Origin of the sequence: Kribbella hippodromi, assembly GCF_039531045.1 — a bacterium.
GTDB classification, from domain to species: Bacteria; Actinomycetota; Actinomycetes; order Propionibacteriales; family Kribbellaceae; genus Kribbella; species Kribbella hippodromi.
The window spans coordinates 391096-406215 of the sequence record NZ_BAAAPH010000002.1 but is presented as its reverse complement, the minus strand read 5'-3'; the positions used below and the strand labels follow the sequence as shown (position 1 = coordinate 406215).

General features: G+C 68.0%; 12 protein-coding genes. 6 read left to right on the top strand and 6 right to left on the bottom strand.

Translation table 11 applies throughout. From position 1 onward, the window contains the following. The first annotated feature begins 39 nt into the window (after window positions 1-39). Window positions 40-840: a class I SAM-dependent methyltransferase gene (locus ABD260_RS04585; RefSeq protein ID WP_344232034.1), complete on the top strand. Its 801-nt coding sequence runs from the start codon at window positions 40-42 to the stop codon at window positions 838-840. Further along, a complete protein-coding gene (locus ABD260_RS04580) occupies window positions 837-1892 on the top strand; it encodes an acyltransferase family protein (protein WP_344232033.1) in 1056 nt (351 codons plus the stop codon). Before ABD260_RS04585 ends, ABD260_RS04580 begins: the two co-directional genes overlap by 4 nt. Here the strand turns inward: ABD260_RS04580 and ABD260_RS04575 are convergent. Next, on the bottom strand, window positions 1781-4501 hold the full coding sequence (locus ABD260_RS04575; RefSeq protein WP_344232032.1) for an alpha-(1->3)-arabinofuranosyltransferase domain-containing protein: 2721 nt from the start codon (window positions 4499-4501) through the stop codon (window positions 1781-1783). The genes ABD260_RS04580 and ABD260_RS04575 overlap by 112 nt on opposite strands. 95 nt (window positions 4502-4596) lie before the next feature. Between ABD260_RS04575 and ABD260_RS04570 the strand changes: the two genes are divergently transcribed. Next, window positions 4597-5853, top strand: coding sequence for an MATE family efflux transporter (locus ABD260_RS04570; protein WP_344232031.1), 1257 nt, complete (start codon window positions 4597-4599; stop codon window positions 5851-5853). 2 nt (window positions 5854-5855) lie between these two features. Here the strand turns inward: ABD260_RS04570 and ABD260_RS04565 are convergent, their stop codons facing one another. From ABD260_RS04565 to ABD260_RS04555, 3 genes are read right to left on the bottom strand one after another with little or no spacing between them, the layout of a single operon-like run. After that, window positions 5856-6830: an ABC transporter permease gene (locus ABD260_RS04565; protein ID WP_344232030.1), complete on the bottom strand. Its 975-nt coding sequence runs from the start codon at window positions 6828-6830 to the stop codon at window positions 5856-5858. 4 nt (window positions 6831-6834) lie between these two features. Then, a complete protein-coding gene (locus ABD260_RS04560) occupies window positions 6835-7770 on the bottom strand; it encodes a carbohydrate ABC transporter permease (RefSeq protein ID WP_344232029.1) in 936 nt (311 codons plus the stop codon). A gap of 14 nt (window positions 7771-7784) precedes the next feature. Next, window positions 7785-9539, bottom strand: a complete 1755-nt coding sequence (locus ABD260_RS04555; protein ID WP_344232028.1) for an extracellular solute-binding protein — start codon at window positions 9537-9539, stop codon at window positions 7785-7787. Window positions 9540-9758: 219 nt separating this feature from the next. Here ABD260_RS04555 and ABD260_RS04550 point away from each other — a divergent pair, with 219 nt between their 5' ends. Continuing rightward, window positions 9759-10256 (top strand): NUDIX hydrolase, encoded by a 498-nt coding sequence (locus ABD260_RS04550; RefSeq protein WP_344232027.1) that lies wholly within the window; start codon window positions 9759-9761, stop codon window positions 10254-10256. A gap of 145 nt (window positions 10257-10401) precedes the next feature. On the opposite strand, the gene polA is transcribed toward ABD260_RS04550, so the two are convergent. Continuing rightward, on the bottom strand, window positions 10402-13116 hold the full coding sequence (polA, locus tag ABD260_RS04545) for a DNA polymerase I (protein ID WP_344232026.1): 2715 nt from the start codon (window positions 13114-13116) through the stop codon (window positions 10402-10404). Between the two features lie 85 nt (window positions 13117-13201). Between polA and ABD260_RS04540 the strand changes: the two genes are divergently transcribed. Continuing rightward, window positions 13202-13621, top strand: coding sequence for a hotdog fold thioesterase (locus tag ABD260_RS04540; RefSeq protein WP_344232025.1), 420 nt, complete (start codon window positions 13202-13204; stop codon window positions 13619-13621). On the opposite strand, the gene ABD260_RS04535 is transcribed toward ABD260_RS04540, so the two are convergent. Beyond that, entirely contained in the window at window positions 13584-14258 is a 675-nt protein-coding gene (locus ABD260_RS04535; protein ID WP_344232024.1) for a GNAT family N-acetyltransferase, read from the bottom strand. The two genes, ABD260_RS04540 and ABD260_RS04535, sit on opposite strands and share 38 nt — an antisense overlap. Window positions 14259-14370: 112 nt before the next feature. Between ABD260_RS04535 and ABD260_RS04530 the strand changes: the two genes are divergently transcribed. Further along, window positions 14371-15111 (top strand): DUF554 domain-containing protein, encoded by a 741-nt coding sequence (locus ABD260_RS04530; protein WP_344232023.1) that lies wholly within the window; start codon window positions 14371-14373, stop codon window positions 15109-15111. Window positions 15112-15120: the final 9 nt, after the last annotated feature.

The following is a 15120-nucleotide window of genomic DNA, read 5'->3' as shown; positions in this document are numbered from 1 at the left end:
CGGAGGCTGCAGACTCCGAGGTCCCCCTAGTCTTGGTCCGTGAATGAGCCGGTACGGGTGGAGCTGACGGAGGCGCAGAGTTCTCGGGCCAGTCGGGCGTACTGGGATTCGGCGGCTGATGAGTATTTGGCCGAGCATGGGGAGTTTCTTGGGGATGATCGGTTCATCTGGTGTCCCGAAGGGGTTGATGAGGAGACGGCTCAGCTCCTTGGATCGGTACGCGGCAAACGGGTACTGGAGGTCGGCTGTGGTGCTGCGCAGTGCTCGCGCTGGCTGGTCGGTCAGGGGGCTGATGTGGTCGCGTTCGACATCTCCGTCGAGCAGCTCCGGGTCAGCAAGGCACTGGACGCTCGTACTGGTGCAGCTGTCCGCACCGTCGCCGCAGACGCTGTAGCGCTGCCGTACCGCGACAACACGTTCGACCTCGCCTGCTCGGCGTTCGGCGCACTGCCGTTCGTCGCAGAGGTGGGTACGGCGTTCAGCGAGCTGCGCCGAGTACTGAAGCCCGGTGGCCTACTGGTCTTCTCAGTGACCCATCCACTGCGCTGGGCGATGCCCGATGACCCGTCCGAAGCCGGTCTCCGCATCACGCAGTCCTACTTCGACCGGCGGCCGTACGTCGAGGTGGACCCAGCAGGCACACCCGTGTACGCCGAGCACCACCGCACACTCGGCGACTGGGTACGTGAGCTCACCAGCGCTGGTTTCGTGATCGACGACCTGCTGGAGCCCGAATGGCCGGCCGGGCACGACCTGGTCTGGGGCGGTTGGGGACCTGTCCGCGGCCGGGTAATCCCGGGAACAGCTATCTGGACCGCCCACAGCGGACCAACGTCATGACGCGCTTCCCGGCAGCTGATGGGCTGCGGGCACTAGCTGCTCTTGCCGTCGTCGTGTCGCAGGTCGGGCTGCACACCAACGCACCGTTCGCCGCAGCGGTCTCCCGGCTGGACGTCGGCTGGGCGGTGTTCTGCGCGCTCTCCGGCTTCCTTCTCTACCGCCCACACGTGCTGGCGTGGTTCTCCGGCACACTGCCGCCGCTTACGCTCCCCTACCTCCGCAACCGCGCTCTCCGCATCCTCCCCGCGCTTGTCCTCACGGTGGTCCTGTCGCTCGCGCTCGTCCCGCATCCGGCAACCACGTACCTCCAGTGGGCCGCCCAGACACCACTCCTGTTCTACCTACTCCTCCCTGGGCTCGGCAGGTTGCTGACTGGTTACGAGCGCCCTACCCGCCGCAGCGTCCGCTGGCGGCTGCTCGTACTGCTCGCACTGACTGTTGTCGGGCCAGTCTGGATGGCTGTAGTAACAGCAACCGACCAGCCGGCAGCAGGTCTCTGGCTGCCCGGGTACCTCGGGTGGTTCGCAGTTGGCATGGGTCTGGCGCTGTGGCAGGTCGCCCGCGCCACAGGTCGTCTCGGTGCATCCACCCTGGACACACTGACCCGGGTCCCCGGCACGCTCTGGGGCATCGCCGCAGCTCTCCTCCTGATCGCTGCCACCCCACTCGCCGGTCCGTACGACCACTCGACACCTACTCCGGCGCAGGCCCTTCTAAAGAACCTTCTGTACACCGCAGTGGTCGCTTGCGTGCTCTTCCCGGTACTGACGCCCACCGCGGCAACAGTCCGCGTACTAGGCGGCCGACCTGCCCAGTACGCGGCCAAGCTCTCGTACGGTGTGGTGGCGTACCAGTTCGTCGTACTAGGCGTCCTACGCGGACCGTTCGCCGTACAGCTCCCGGTGGCTCTTGTCGGATCGGTGGCGATCGCCGCGATCAGCTATCGCCTGATCGAACGACCGGCTCTACGCCTCGGCAAACGCCTTGAGAACGCGGCAGCGACGAAGACCGACACCAAAGTGATCAGTCCGAGCAGCAGCCCCGCCCGGTAGAACCGGTCGGGCATGAATGCCGCGGTGACCACCTGCTCCGGCCCGGCCGGGACGATCCACCCCTGCTGCCAGCCGCCGATCCGGACGGGCGTCAGCTTGTTGCCGGAGCTGTCGTACGCCTCCCAGCCCGCGTTGTAGTTCTGAGCGATCGCCAGCACCGACCGCTCACTCGCGGACGGCACCTCAGCAGTCAGCTGGGCCGGGCTCGTCCGCCACACCTCCACGCCCTGGACCGGCGCCGGAGCCACGTCACCGAACCCGGCCTTGGTCAACGTCGCCTGAATCGGTACAACACCGGCGTTCGGCTGGACAGCCACCTCGTGCCGCCCGGAGCGCAGCGGCATCGTCGCCGCCTGCCCACAGAGGCTGTACCGCACTGGCCGCCGTTGCAGCAGGTCCCCCACAGTCGCCGCCAGCTGGGTCCGCGCCCGCACCCCGTCGATCCGGACGTTCGGTCCATTACCGCAGTACGACGGGAGGCGCCGGTTCCGGTCCACCGCCTTGCGTAGGTCATCCGCTCCGAGTACCTCGACCTCGGTGACGCCGACCGGCGTACGCCGCGCGTCCTGCACCGGCTTCGTCGCGGTGAAATCGATCTGGATGGTCCGCGCCCGCCGCTGCGGGAACCGCACGTACCCGTCCGCATCGACTGTGCTCCGGGTCTGCACGCTGCCGTCGAAGTGCAGCAGCACCTCCGCAGGCCGCGATCCACCCAAGTAGGGCCCGGACTCGAAGCGCAGGCCGCGTACGTCCCTTGCTGCCGGCAACGTCAGCGTCAGGGTCGGCGTCAGGTCGTCCGGATCGGCGAGCCAGCCGGTGCCGCGATCCCGGTCGACGGCCGCGCCGGGCCGGGCGTCCGGTGCGCCGACGGCCCGCGACGAGGCGGTCGCGGTGATGGCGCCGGGCTGCAGCATCAGCCGTTCAAGCGCATCGCCGTCCTGCGGCAGTGCCATCCCGTGCAGTTGGTACGAGGCAGCAGGCAACTGCACCGTACGAGACAAACCGTCCTGCTCCCCCGCCGCCTCCGCCTGAGCCGAATCGCACACTGCCTGCGCACCGACGTGCAGGCACGCGGACCGCCCGATCCGGTTGTTCCGCAGGACCACCGCACTCGGCTGCTGCTCGACCGCCTGGTCCTGAGCGTCCGTCTGGTCCTGTGCGTCCGTCTGGACCAGAGGCAACCCATCGAACTTCCCCGCCGCGTCCGCGTCGAGCACCGCGTCCCCCGCGCCACCAAGCGCGGTCACCACGGCCGGTACGTCATCAGCCGTGCCTGCGACTGCTACCAGCCTCGACTGCGGGATCAGCCGCCCCGGAGTGGTTGCTCCGACATCGAAGATCTCCACACTCGGGTACGGCAAGCGCGTCTCCCCAGCCGGTCCGAAGTACGCCACCCGTCCGATCCCGGCGTCGGACAGGCTCTCGTGCAGCGCCAGCGTCGGCGTACCGTCCTCGCGGTCGTTGCGCACTACGACGTACCTGATGCCCTGCCGGTTGAGCTCCTGCCGCAGCGCCTGGTCGCCAACCCCTGAGTCGACCCGTCGCTTCACGTCCTCAGTCAGCGTGGCCATCGACCGCTTCACCAGTGCGGACAGCGGCTCGGTCGCGCTGGACAGCAGCAACACACTGCCCGGCGCCGACTGCTGGTCCAGCCAGCTCGCAGTCTGCTGCCAGTGGTCCGGGATCGCGGTGACCGCTCCGTCCTGCCGAGCCAACAGCACCGGAGCAGCAGCAACCACTGCCAGACAGGTTACGAGCACAGGTACGACGCGGCGGTGGATGCCGCGTGACACGGACAGACCGCTCAGCCGTCGCAGGTAGTGGGCTGCGACGAGGGCCAACGGCAGTCCGGCGACCACACCGACGACCGGTAGCCACCGTGGCCCAGGCGGCGCTCCGCCGTACCGGAGGAGTGAGGCGAGCGGGAGTAGCCACCAGAGCGATGCTGCGACGATGAAGCCGATCCAGCCGAGCAGGAGCTTCAGTCTGGCGCGGCTGACCAGCCACACGCCCGGTACGACCAGACACGCCGCAGCGGCAACCGGATTCGCTCCACCGATCAATGCGAACGCCACAGCCGACCAACTGATCCGCCACCAACCGGAGCGAACATGGGGTGAGACAAGCGGCAGCAGCACCCACGGAGCCATCGCCATCGGCCACACCTCGGTCGGGAGCTCCCCGAAGGTCCGTGGCAACAGCGCGTAGAGCAGCGCGACCGCGAACCGCGTCCACGGCACGCCGTACTGCAGCACGTTGCCGAGCTTCCAGACGCCGACAAACGCGACACACAGGACCAGGGACCACCACAGCCGCTGGCTGATCCAGTCCGGTACGGACAGCGCGTCCAGCAACCAGTGGAACGGACCGATCGGCAACAGGTAGCCGTAGACGTCGGTCTGCAACTGGCCGAACGCACTGTGCGGATCCCACAGGTGCAGTGCACGCGCCAGGAATCCACCGGGCTCAGCTGTCAGCTCCAGCTTGCCGTCCGGCAGGATCTTGCCCGGCGCCTGCTGAAGGCACAGCGCGACCAGAGCCAAGCATCCCAGCACGAGCCTTGCTCGCCAGACCACTTGCTCCGCACTGCCTGCCTTCAACCTCCTCACCGGCGGGACACTAACCGATCCGGCGGCTCCGGACCGGCAACGTTGCCGTACCGTGAGGTCCGGCAACGTCACACCACTGATCCGAGGCACGCAGCATGAGTTCTGGCACCACCCCGGCGCCGCATCCCCAGGCTCCCCGCCGGGCCTTCCTGCGCAGTGCCACGGTCGTTGCCGTCGCCATGGCGATCATGAACGTGGCCGCCTACGGCTTCACGCTGATCGGCTCCCGCCGGCTGCCGCAGGAGCAATTCGGCGCGATCACCGCGCTGCTGGGCCTGCTGCTGATCGGCAACGTCGCGTCACTCGGTCTGCAGGCCACCGCGGCGCGCCAGCTCGCCACCCACACCGGTAGCGGTGCGGCCACGTTGGCCGACGCGATGCTGAAGGCTGGTCGCCGGTCGGCTGCCGGGCTCACTGTGCTCTGTCTGGTGCTCACACCGGTGTTCATGTGGCTGCTGCACATCGACTCGGTCGTCGCCATCCTGCTGCTCGCACCCACTCTGGGCGGGCTCACCCTGATGGGCTCACAGCTCGGGGTCCTGCAAGGCAGCCAGCGGTGGACCGAGCTGGCCGCTGTCTACACCTCTGCCGGAGTCGGGCGGCTGCTGCTGGGCGGTGGCGCGCTGATCCTGCACCCGTCGCTGGACTGGGCAATGGCCGGTCTGGCCGTGGGCGCTGCTGTACCAGCCGTCCTCGGCCAGTTCTTCCTCCGCGGCTCCACCGGTGCGACCGGCAAGGACATCAAGGAAGTACTGCGGGAGACAGTGCACGGTACGCACACGCTGCTCGCCTTCTTCGCGCTGGCCAACGCGGACGTACTGTTCGCCCGCTCACTGCTCGACGAGAAAGACAGTGGGTACTACGCGGCCGGACTGATCATCGCGAAGGCCTGCCTGTTCTTGCCGCAGTTCGTCATCGTGCTGGTGTTCCCGTCGCTGGCCAACTCCCCCGGCGACACGGTCCGGCTGCGGCGGGCGATCATGGCGGTCGCGGGTCTCGGAGCATGTGCTGTCGCCGGTACGTTGATCCTGCCCTCCATCGTGGTCGAGGTGATCGGTGGCAAGGACAAGTACGCGCCACTCGGTCCGTACACGTGGCTGTTCGCGGTCGCCGGTTCCGCGTACGCGGTCCTGCAGCTCGTCGTGTACGCGGCGATCGCACAGCAAGAGAAGCGCGCCGCGCTGGCCATCTGGCTCGGTCTGGTCGTGCTGGCCGTAGCCGCCGCGATCATCCTCGGCACTGGTACCGCCGCCGGTCTGACAGGGGTGAAGGTGCTGGCCGCGATGACCAGCACCTGCGCCCTCCTCCTGTCAGCCGCCCTGGCCACCGGACTGCACCGCCAGTCGACCTGACCTCACCACAGACTCGACTTCGCGAAGCGGCGGGCAATGGTGTTCGCCAGCACCAGCAGCACCAGCCCGATCAGTGAGCGGAACAGCCCGATCGCGGCGGCGTAGCTGAACTGCGGCACTTGCGACGCGAAGCCCAGCTTGTACACGTAGGTGTCGATGACCTCCGACGTCTGCAGGTTGAGCGTGTTTTGCAGCAGCAGGACCTTCTCGAACCCGCCGGACATGATCGACCCGATGTTCAGGATCAGCAGGATCACCGCGACCGGCCGGATCGCCGGCAGGTCGATGTGCCAGATCCGCCGCAGCCTGGACGCGCCGTCCACGATCGCCGCCTCGTGCAGCTCCGGCGACACGCTGGTCAGCGCGGCCAGGTAGATGATCGCCGAGAACCCCATCGTCTGCCACGCGCCGGACCAGACGTACAGGTGCCGGAAGTAGCTCGGGTCGTTCAGTACGTCGAGCGGCCCGATGCCGAAGTGCCCGAGGAACTGGTTCAGCACGCCGGTGTTCGGGTCGACGAGCACCACGATCAGCCCGACCACGACCACGGTCGAGATGAAGTGCGGCGCGTACGTGATCAACTGCACCGAACGCCGGTACCAGCGCCGCCGGGCCATGTTCAGTCCGAGGGCGAGCAGGATCGGCGGCCAGAACGTCGCCAGCAGCTCGTACGTGTACAGCACCAGCGTGTTCTTCAGCAGCCGGCCGAACTGGTACGACTCCACGAACCGCTCGAAGTGCTTCAGCCCGACCCAACGGCTGCCGAAGATGCCGTCCACCACGTTGTAGTCCTTGAAGGCGATGATCGCGCCGTACATCGGCCAGTACGCGAAGATCGCCAGCCAGATCAGCGGCAGCGCGAGCATCGCGTACAGCTGCCAGTGCCGGCGGAGCCGGGCGCCCAATCCGAGCTGCTGTTTCGTCGGCCGGCTGGCGCTGTGCGCGGGCGTACGTCGTACCAGAGTGTCGATGGCCATGGCGTCAGCCCTTCAACGAGCCGACCATGGCCCCCTTGACGAAGTGCTTCTGCACGAAGGGGTAGATCAGCAGTGGCGGAATGGTGGCGATCACGATCAGCGAGTACTTCAGCTGCTGCTGGAGCTCGGTCATCCGGATCAGTTCGGCGGTGTCACGGACCTGCGACGGGTCGAAGTTGTTCTGGATCAGGATCTGCCGGAGCACCAGCTGGAGCGGGAACAGGTGCTCGTTGGTCAGATAGATCAGGGCGCTGAACCAGGAGTTCCATTGCGCGACCGCGTAGAACAGTAGGTTCACCGCGATGATCGGCTTGCTCAACGGCAGCACGATCCGCCAGAAGAACCCGAAGTCCGTACAGCCGTCCACCTTCGCCGCCTCGACCAGCTCCTCGGGAATCGTGGCCTGGAAGAACGTGCGGGTGATGATCATGTTCCAGACCGCGAGCGCGCCGGGCAGGATGATCGCCCACCGGCTGTTCATCAGCCCCAGCCGGTCCACCACCAGGTAGGTCGGGATCAGGCCGCCGCTGAACATCATCGTGAACACGAACAGCGCCATGATCACGCCCTTGCCCGGCAGCCCTTTCCGGGACAACGGGTACGCCGCGAGCAACGTCAGCGCGGTCGCCAGCAGTGCGCCCCCGATCGCGTACACGACCGAGTTGCCGAACCCGCTGACGATCGAGTCGTAGTCGAAGATCGCCTTGAACGCGTCCGTGCTGAGCCCGACCGGCCAGAGCCAGACCTTGCCGGAGACCACGTTCTTCGGGTCGCTGAAGGACGCGCTCAGTACGTAGATCAGTGGGTACAGCACCGCCAGCGTGAACAGGCCGAGCGCGGTGTAGTTGCAGATCATCACGATCCGGTCGGACCGGGTCTCGCGCACCGGAGCGGGCGTACCGGCCGCGACCGCGCGGTCCGAAGGTTTGATCGGTGTCACCGAAGCCACGGTCATCACCCCTGGTAGGTCTCGTAGGCGGCTTGCTGGATCTCCAGGTAGGGCTTGAGACCGATCTGGTTGATGCGGTCCTTGTAGTCGTTCCACTGCCCGTCGTCGGCCGGGTCGAGCTTCCCGGTGACGAACTTGGCCAGCGACGTGGTCACCTCGCCCTTCAGGTTCAGTCCGATCTCCGCGTCCTGCGCGGCCTGGTCGGCTTCCAGCGTCACCGGCGGGAACTGCTGCTCCACCGGCTGCCGGTGCGGGTACAGGTAGTCCCTGGTCTGCTCGTACAGCGGCGACTCGAACGTCGGCTGTTTCGGATCGACCCGCTGGGCCAGCCGGAAGTCACCGGAGCGGTACATCACCCCGTACTGGTCCCAGGTCTTGCCCTTGGTCGCGTCGGTGTTCCAGGAGTCGTACCCGTAGACGGCCTGCTTCCCGTTGATGCCCTTGTCACCCTTGGGCGACCAGCGGATGTCCGGACCGGCGTACGAGCGCAGCACCACCTCGAGGTCCATCTGGTAGTCGGCCCACCGCACCAGCAGGTCGGGCCGCTTGCACTTGCGGGTGACAACCAGCGTCGAGACCTCCAGACCGACGCGCAGGTAGTCCCACGGCGCGACCTGTACGCCATCCGGTCCCTTGAGCGGCTCCAGCGTCCGGTACTGGCGCCAGCGCGCTTTCGGGTCGACCAAGTCGAGCGTCATGAACGAGCCCCAGTAGTACGCCCGCGCACCGCCGAGGAGCGGTCCGCCCGGGTTGTCGCCGTACCGTTTGATCTGATCGGCCGTCGCGGTCAGCAGGTCCTTGCCGAGCAGACCGTCCTTGTACAGCCCGTTCAAGTACTGCAGCCCCTGCCGCCAACCGTCCTGCACGTACGTGACCCCGACCTTGCCGTCGTCGACGACCAGCCACGGATCACCCGGGTTGTAGAGGAAGGCATTCATGAAGTACGTGTCCAGCGGCGCGTCCTTGTACCCGCCGAACGGGATCGTACGGCCACCGCCCGCGGGGTCCGCCTTCTTGAACGCGGTCAGCACTTCGCGGAACTCGTCCGTCGTGGTCGGCATCTCCAGGCCGGCCTTCTGCACCCAGTCGGCGTTCAGCAGCGCCCGGCCGTTCGACGCGCGGCAGTGATAGCAGTCGTTGATGTCCGGGAAGCTGTAGACGCCCTTGTCCGGCGACACCATCAGCTTGCGCGCTTCCGGATAGTCGTGCATCGCCTCCTGCAGGTTCGGCGCGTACTTGTCCAGGTACGGGTTCAGGTCGACGAACAGGTTCTGCGCGCCGTACAAGTAGAGCTGCGAGCGGGTGAAGGTGATGCCGAGGAACGCGTCCGGTACGTCGCCGGCCGCGATCATCGCGTTCACCTTCGTCATCGTCTCGGCGTCGTTGCCCTTGCCGGCCACCTGGCGCCAGCGAATCCGGATGCCGGTCTGCTGCTCCATCCAGGCGGTGAACTCGTTCTTCGCCCAGTCGCCGACGGTCAGGCTCTGCGGTACGACGATGGTGAAGGTCTCCGGTTCGGTGACGATCGCGCGCCGTTCGCGGGCCCGCGGGCCGACGTACCCGGGCGGGTAGTTGATGCCGGTCTTGAGCCGGCCGAGCTCGGTCGGCGGTGCGCTCAGGCTGTTCGGCGCGGCGCCGGCCGCGGCCTCACCGGAGCTGCAGCCACTGAGCAGACCACTGCCGCCGGCCGCCGCGATCCCGAGCGCGCCGGCCACGACTGCTCGTCGTCGCACCGGCGTGGTCCTCAGGTCCTCACGCATCCCGCCTCCCGATAACAGATAGGGGATATCCAATAGGATCTCGGATCTTTTGCCCGGGAGGATGACACAGAAGCCGACCGCACGGAAGGGGTCGGGAGTCACCGCCCGCGCTCAGCCGGTCACTGTCAGGATTTTGCGTGCAAGCGATGGCCGCTGAACGTTTCACCGGCAGTTTCTTGCGGCGGAAACGGCGGCCCGGCGGCTTGTAGGGTTTCCGGTATGCCGACCCCGAAGTTCATCCTCGAGCTGCGCGAGAAGATCGGGCACGACCTGCTGTGGCTGACCGGGCTGACCGGGGTGGTGCTGAACGACACCGGTCAGGTGCTGCTGGTCCAGCGCGCCGACAACCACCGCTGGAGCCTGCCGGCCGGGATCCTGGAGCCGGGCGAGCAGCCCGCGATCGGGCTGGCCCGCGAGATCCAGGAGGAGACCGCGATCGAGGTCGAGGTCGACCGGCTGCTCAGCGTCGAGTCACTCCCACCGGCCGCCTATCCGAACGGCGACCAGGTCCAGTTCCTCGACCTCACCTTCCGCTGCCACCCACTGCACCAGTCCGGCGACCGCGCCGTGCCGCGGGTGAACGACGACGAGTCCCTGGACGTCCGCTGGTGGCCCCTCGCCACCATCACCGACCTACCCGACCTGACCGACCGAGAGCACACCAGCATCCGCCAAGCCCTCTCCCCCAACCCCCAACCGGCATACGCCACCAGCTGACCGCCGCGCCGTCCGCCACTAGCTGAGCCCGCCGAACGCCGGCACCGGGCCGCCCGCCGCGGCCACCCGAAGCGGTCCCCCGGACGTCTGAGAACACCGAGCCGCCCAGGGCATCGCCCCGGGCGGCTCGTCGGCTCGTGCGCGGTTAGTGCGCCGCTTCGTGCCAGGTGCGACCCACGCCGACCGACACATCCAGCGGCACGGTCATCTCGACCGCGTGGCCCATGTCGCGGCGCACCAGCTCCTCCAGCGCTTCCCGTTCACCGGGAGCGATCTCGAAGACCAGTTCGTCGTGGACCTGGAGCAGCATCCGCGACTTCAGACCGGACTCCCGCAGCGACGCGTCGACCTTGAGCATCGCCATCTTGATCACATCCGCCGCCGAACCCTGGATCGGCGCGTTCAGCGCCATCCGCTCAGCCATCTCGCGACGCTGGCGGTTGTCACTGGTCAGATCCGGCAAGTACCGCCGCCGGCCGAGGATCGTCTCCGTGTACCCGGTCTTGCCGGCGTCGATCACGATCGAGCGCAGGTAGTCACGCACCCCACCGAAGCCCTCGAAGTACTCGTCCATCAAGCCCTTGGCCTCGTCGACACCGATCTTCAGCTGCTGACTCAACCCGTACGCCGACAGCCCGTACGCGAGCCCGTAGTTCATCGCCTTGATCTTCGCCCGCTGCTCCTGGGTCACGTCACCGGGCTCGACCGAGAACACCCGGGACGCGGTCACCGAGTGGAAGTCCATCCCGGAGTTGAACGCGTCGATCAGGCCCTGGTCCTTGGACACGTGCGCCATGATCCGCATCTCGATCTGGCTGTAGTCCGCCGACATCAGCGACTCGTTGCCCGCGCCGACCACGAACGCCTGCCGGATCCGGCGGCCTTCCTCGGTCCGGATCGGGATGTTCTGCAGGTTCGGCTCGGTGGAGCTGAGCCGCCCGGTCGCGGCGATCGTCTGGTTGAACGTGGTGTGGATCCGGCCGTCCCGCGGGCTGATCGTCTTCAGCAACCCCTCGACGGTCTGCCGCAGCCTGGTCGCGTCGCGGTGCGCCAGCAAGTACGCGAGGAACGGATGCTCGGTCTTCTCGAACAGCGCCTGCAGCGAATCCGCGTCCGTCGTGTACCCGGTCTTGGTCCGCTTCGTCTTCGGCATCTGCAGCTCGTCGAACAGCACCACCTGCAACTGCTTCGGCGATCCGAGGTTGATTTCCTTCCCGATCACCTCGTACGCCGCCGTGGCTGCCTCGCGTACGCCGGTGGCGAACCGCTCTTCCAGCTCCTGCAGGTACGGCTGGTCGACCGCGATGCCGTCCCGCTCCATCGCGGCGATCACCTGGATCAGCGGCAGCTCGACATCGGCGAGCAGCGGGGTCCCGGCCTGCTTCTCGAGCTCGGCGTCCAGCGTGTCGGCCAGGTCCGCGATCGCGCGGGCGCGCAGCATCGTGTGATCCGCCGCCGGACCGCCCTCGACGTCGTCGAAGCTGAGCTGCCCGTTCTCGGCCTCTTCGTTGCGCAGCTCGCGCTTCAGGTACCGCACGGTCAGATCGGCCAGGTCGTACGCCCGCTGATCCGGGCGGACCAGGTACGCGCTGAGCTGCGTGTCCGAGCTGAGCCCACCGAGCGTCCAGCCGCGCTCCAGGAAGCCGAGCAGCGGACCCTTCGCGTCGTGCAGCGCCTTCGGCTGCTTCTCGTCCGCGAGCCACGCCTGCCAGGCCGCCTCGTCGTCCGGACTCATCGTGGTCGGGTCGAACCAGGCCGCCGCGCCGGTCGCGTTGGCCAGCGCCAGCCCGGTGATCTGACCGGTGCCGCCGCCCCAGCTCCCCTGCACCGCGACGCCGACCCGGTCGCCGGTGCTGACGTGCTCCTTCAGCCACGCGCCCAGCTCGCCCGGCTTCAGCTGCGCGCCGTCCAGCTCGAACCCGTGGTCGACGGTCGCGTCGACTTCCTCGTGCTCGGCGACCAGCCGCTCGCGCAGCACCCGGAACTCCAGGCTGTCGAACAGCGTGTGCACCTTGTCCCGGTCCCACGGCGTCCGGACCAGGTCGTCCACCGCGACGTCCAGGGTCAGGTCGCGGACCAGCTCGTTGATCTGCCGGTTCCGGATGACGTCGGCGAGGTGCTCGCGCAGCGACTCACCGGCCTTGCCCTTGATCTCGTTCACCCGGTCGACCACATCGTTCAGCGAGCCGAACTGGTTCAGCCACTTCGCCGCCGTCTTCGGCCCGACCCCGGGCACGCCCGGCAGGTTGTCGCTCTGCTCCCCCACCAGCGCGGCCAGATCCGGGTACAGCCGCGGGCCGACACCGTACTTCTCCTCGATCGCGGCCGGGTCCATCCGGGCGATCTCGGACACGCCGCGCTTCGGGTACAGCACCGTGACGTTCTCGTTGATCAGCTGGAACGAGTCCCGGTCACCGCTGCTGATCAGCACCTCGAAGCCCTGCTCGGAGGCCTGCGTGGCGAGGGTGGCGATGATGTCGTCGGCCTCCCACCCGTCGATCTCGGTGGTCGGAATCCGGAGCGCCGCCAGCACCTCCTTGACCAGCGAGATCTGCCCGCTGAACTCGTCCGGCGACTTCGACCGGCCGGCCTTGTACTCCGCGTACTGCTCGGTGCGGAAGGTCTTGCGAGACACGTCGAACGCGACGCAGATGTGCGTGGGCTGCTCGTCGCGGAGCATGTTGATCAGCATCGAGGTGAACCCGTACACCGCGTTGGTGTGCTGACCGGTGGTGGTGGAGAAGTTCTCCACCGGGAGCGCGTAGAACGCCCGGTAGGCCAGCGAGTGCCCGTCCAGCAGCAGGATCCGCGGCCGCCCGGTTTCCGGGGTCGCGGGGTCTCCTGTCGTTTGCGCAGTCATCGTCGTCGTATCCGTATCTCCAGCCACACACCGACTCTAGTGGTTCCCTGGGACAGTTCTCACACAGCCGCGTACTCTCTTGTCCGTGGCTGATGAATCGAACCTGGGACCCGGCATGAGCATGACGGGCACCCTGCTGGAGCTGATGGGAATCGGTGTCACGGAAGCGGCCGCGGAGCGGGTGGTCGCGACGATGCCGGTCAAGGGCAACACCCAGCCGTACGGGCTGCTGCACGGCGGCGCCTCCTGCGTACTGGCCGAGAGCCTCGGCTCGATCGGCTCGGCGCTGCACGCGGCGACGCACGGCAAGGTCGCCGTCGGGGTCGACATCAACGCCACCCACCACCGGGCGGTCCGCGACGGGGTCGTCACCGGGGTCGCGACGCCGATCTACCTCGGCCGGACCACCACGTCGTACGAAGTGGTGATCACCGACGAGCGGGACAAGCGGGTCTGCACGGCGCGGATCACGTGCCAGCTGATTCAGGCTCCGCCGGGGAGCTGACCGGCGGAACCGGGCTGACCGGGCCGGAAGGGCTCAGCGGGGCATCACCACCACGTGAGGCAACACCGCGCGCCGCGACGCCGAGCGCGGCCCGGCGGGCGACCGCGGAGCGGCGGGACGAGAGCAGGGCGAGCAGGTTCGGCGCGTGCTCGGCGGCGAGCCGGCGGCGGACCGTGTGCGTGGTCGCGAACCGCAGCACCCCGGCCTGACCGAGCCCGAGCCGGGCCAGGAACCGGTTCGCCTCGCGGGCGATCGCGGGCGCGACCACGGCCAGATGCGCGCAGCTTTCGTGCTCGGCCCAGGTCACCGCCTCGGCGATCAGCGCCTTGCCCAGACCGTGCCGGCGGCTCGAGTCGCTGACATGCAGGTACTCGACCGTGATCGTGCTGTCGTCGTGCAGCGGGCTGATCGCGGTCCGGCGCAGGTACGCCATCCCGTGCACCGCGCCGTCCAGCTCGACCACCAGCAACCGGCCGGCCGGATCGGCCAGATGCTTGCTGACGGCAACCTCCGCGGCGGCGGCGGACGGCGGCGCCGGCAGCCTCGACGGCAGCCCGGCGGTGGTCAGCTCACGCCACAGCGCGACCAGCGCGCCGGCGTCACCCGGGCGTGCGTCCCGCACCTCGATGGCAGCCACGGCGACCTCCCGCTTCGGTCCACCCCCGAGGTGAACAGACGGGCCGATACGCTCGTCCTCGCGCAACAGTAGGCCCTCGGGGGTCACCTGCAAAGTCGAGTGGGAGACCAGTTTGTTCATCGGAATCGGGACCGCCGTGAACGTGGCGACGGTGCTCGTCGGTTCGGTACTCGGCGTACTCGTCGGCCACCGCCTCAGTCACCGGACCAGGGACTTGGTCACGGACGCGATCGGACTCGTCACGCTGCTGATCGCCATCTCCTCGGCGCTCACCGTCAGCGACAAGGCGCTCAGCGACGCGGTCGGCAGCAGCGCGCCGATCCTGCTCGTCCTGGGCGCGATGCTGATCGGCGGGATCATCGGCTCGCTGCTCCGGATCGAGCAGCGGCTGGAAGGGTTCGGCGGCTGGATGCAGCGCCGGTTCGACCGCGGCGAGGGCCGCAGTACGTTCGTCGAGGGGTTTGTGTCCGCATCGATGGTGTTCTGTGTCGGGCCGCTGACGTTCCTCGGCGCGCTGTCCGACGGTCTCGGCCGCGGCGCGGATCAGCTCTTCCTGAAGGCGGTGCTGGACGGTTTCACTTCGATCGCCTTCGCCGCGTCGTTCGGCTGGGGCGTGGCGGCATCCGCGCTGGTCGTACTGGTGGTCCAGGGTTTGATGACCGCGGTCGGCGCAGTGCTCGGCGACGTCCTGCCGGAGGCGCATGTGACCGCCTTGGGCGCGACCGGTGGCGTGATGCTGATCGGGGTCGCGCTGCGGCTGCTGAAGCTCAAGCAGGTAGCGGTCGCCGACCTGCTGCCGGCGCTGATCGTCGCGCCGCTGCTGGTTCAGTTGCTTGTGGTGATCCGCACCTGAACCAGCAGC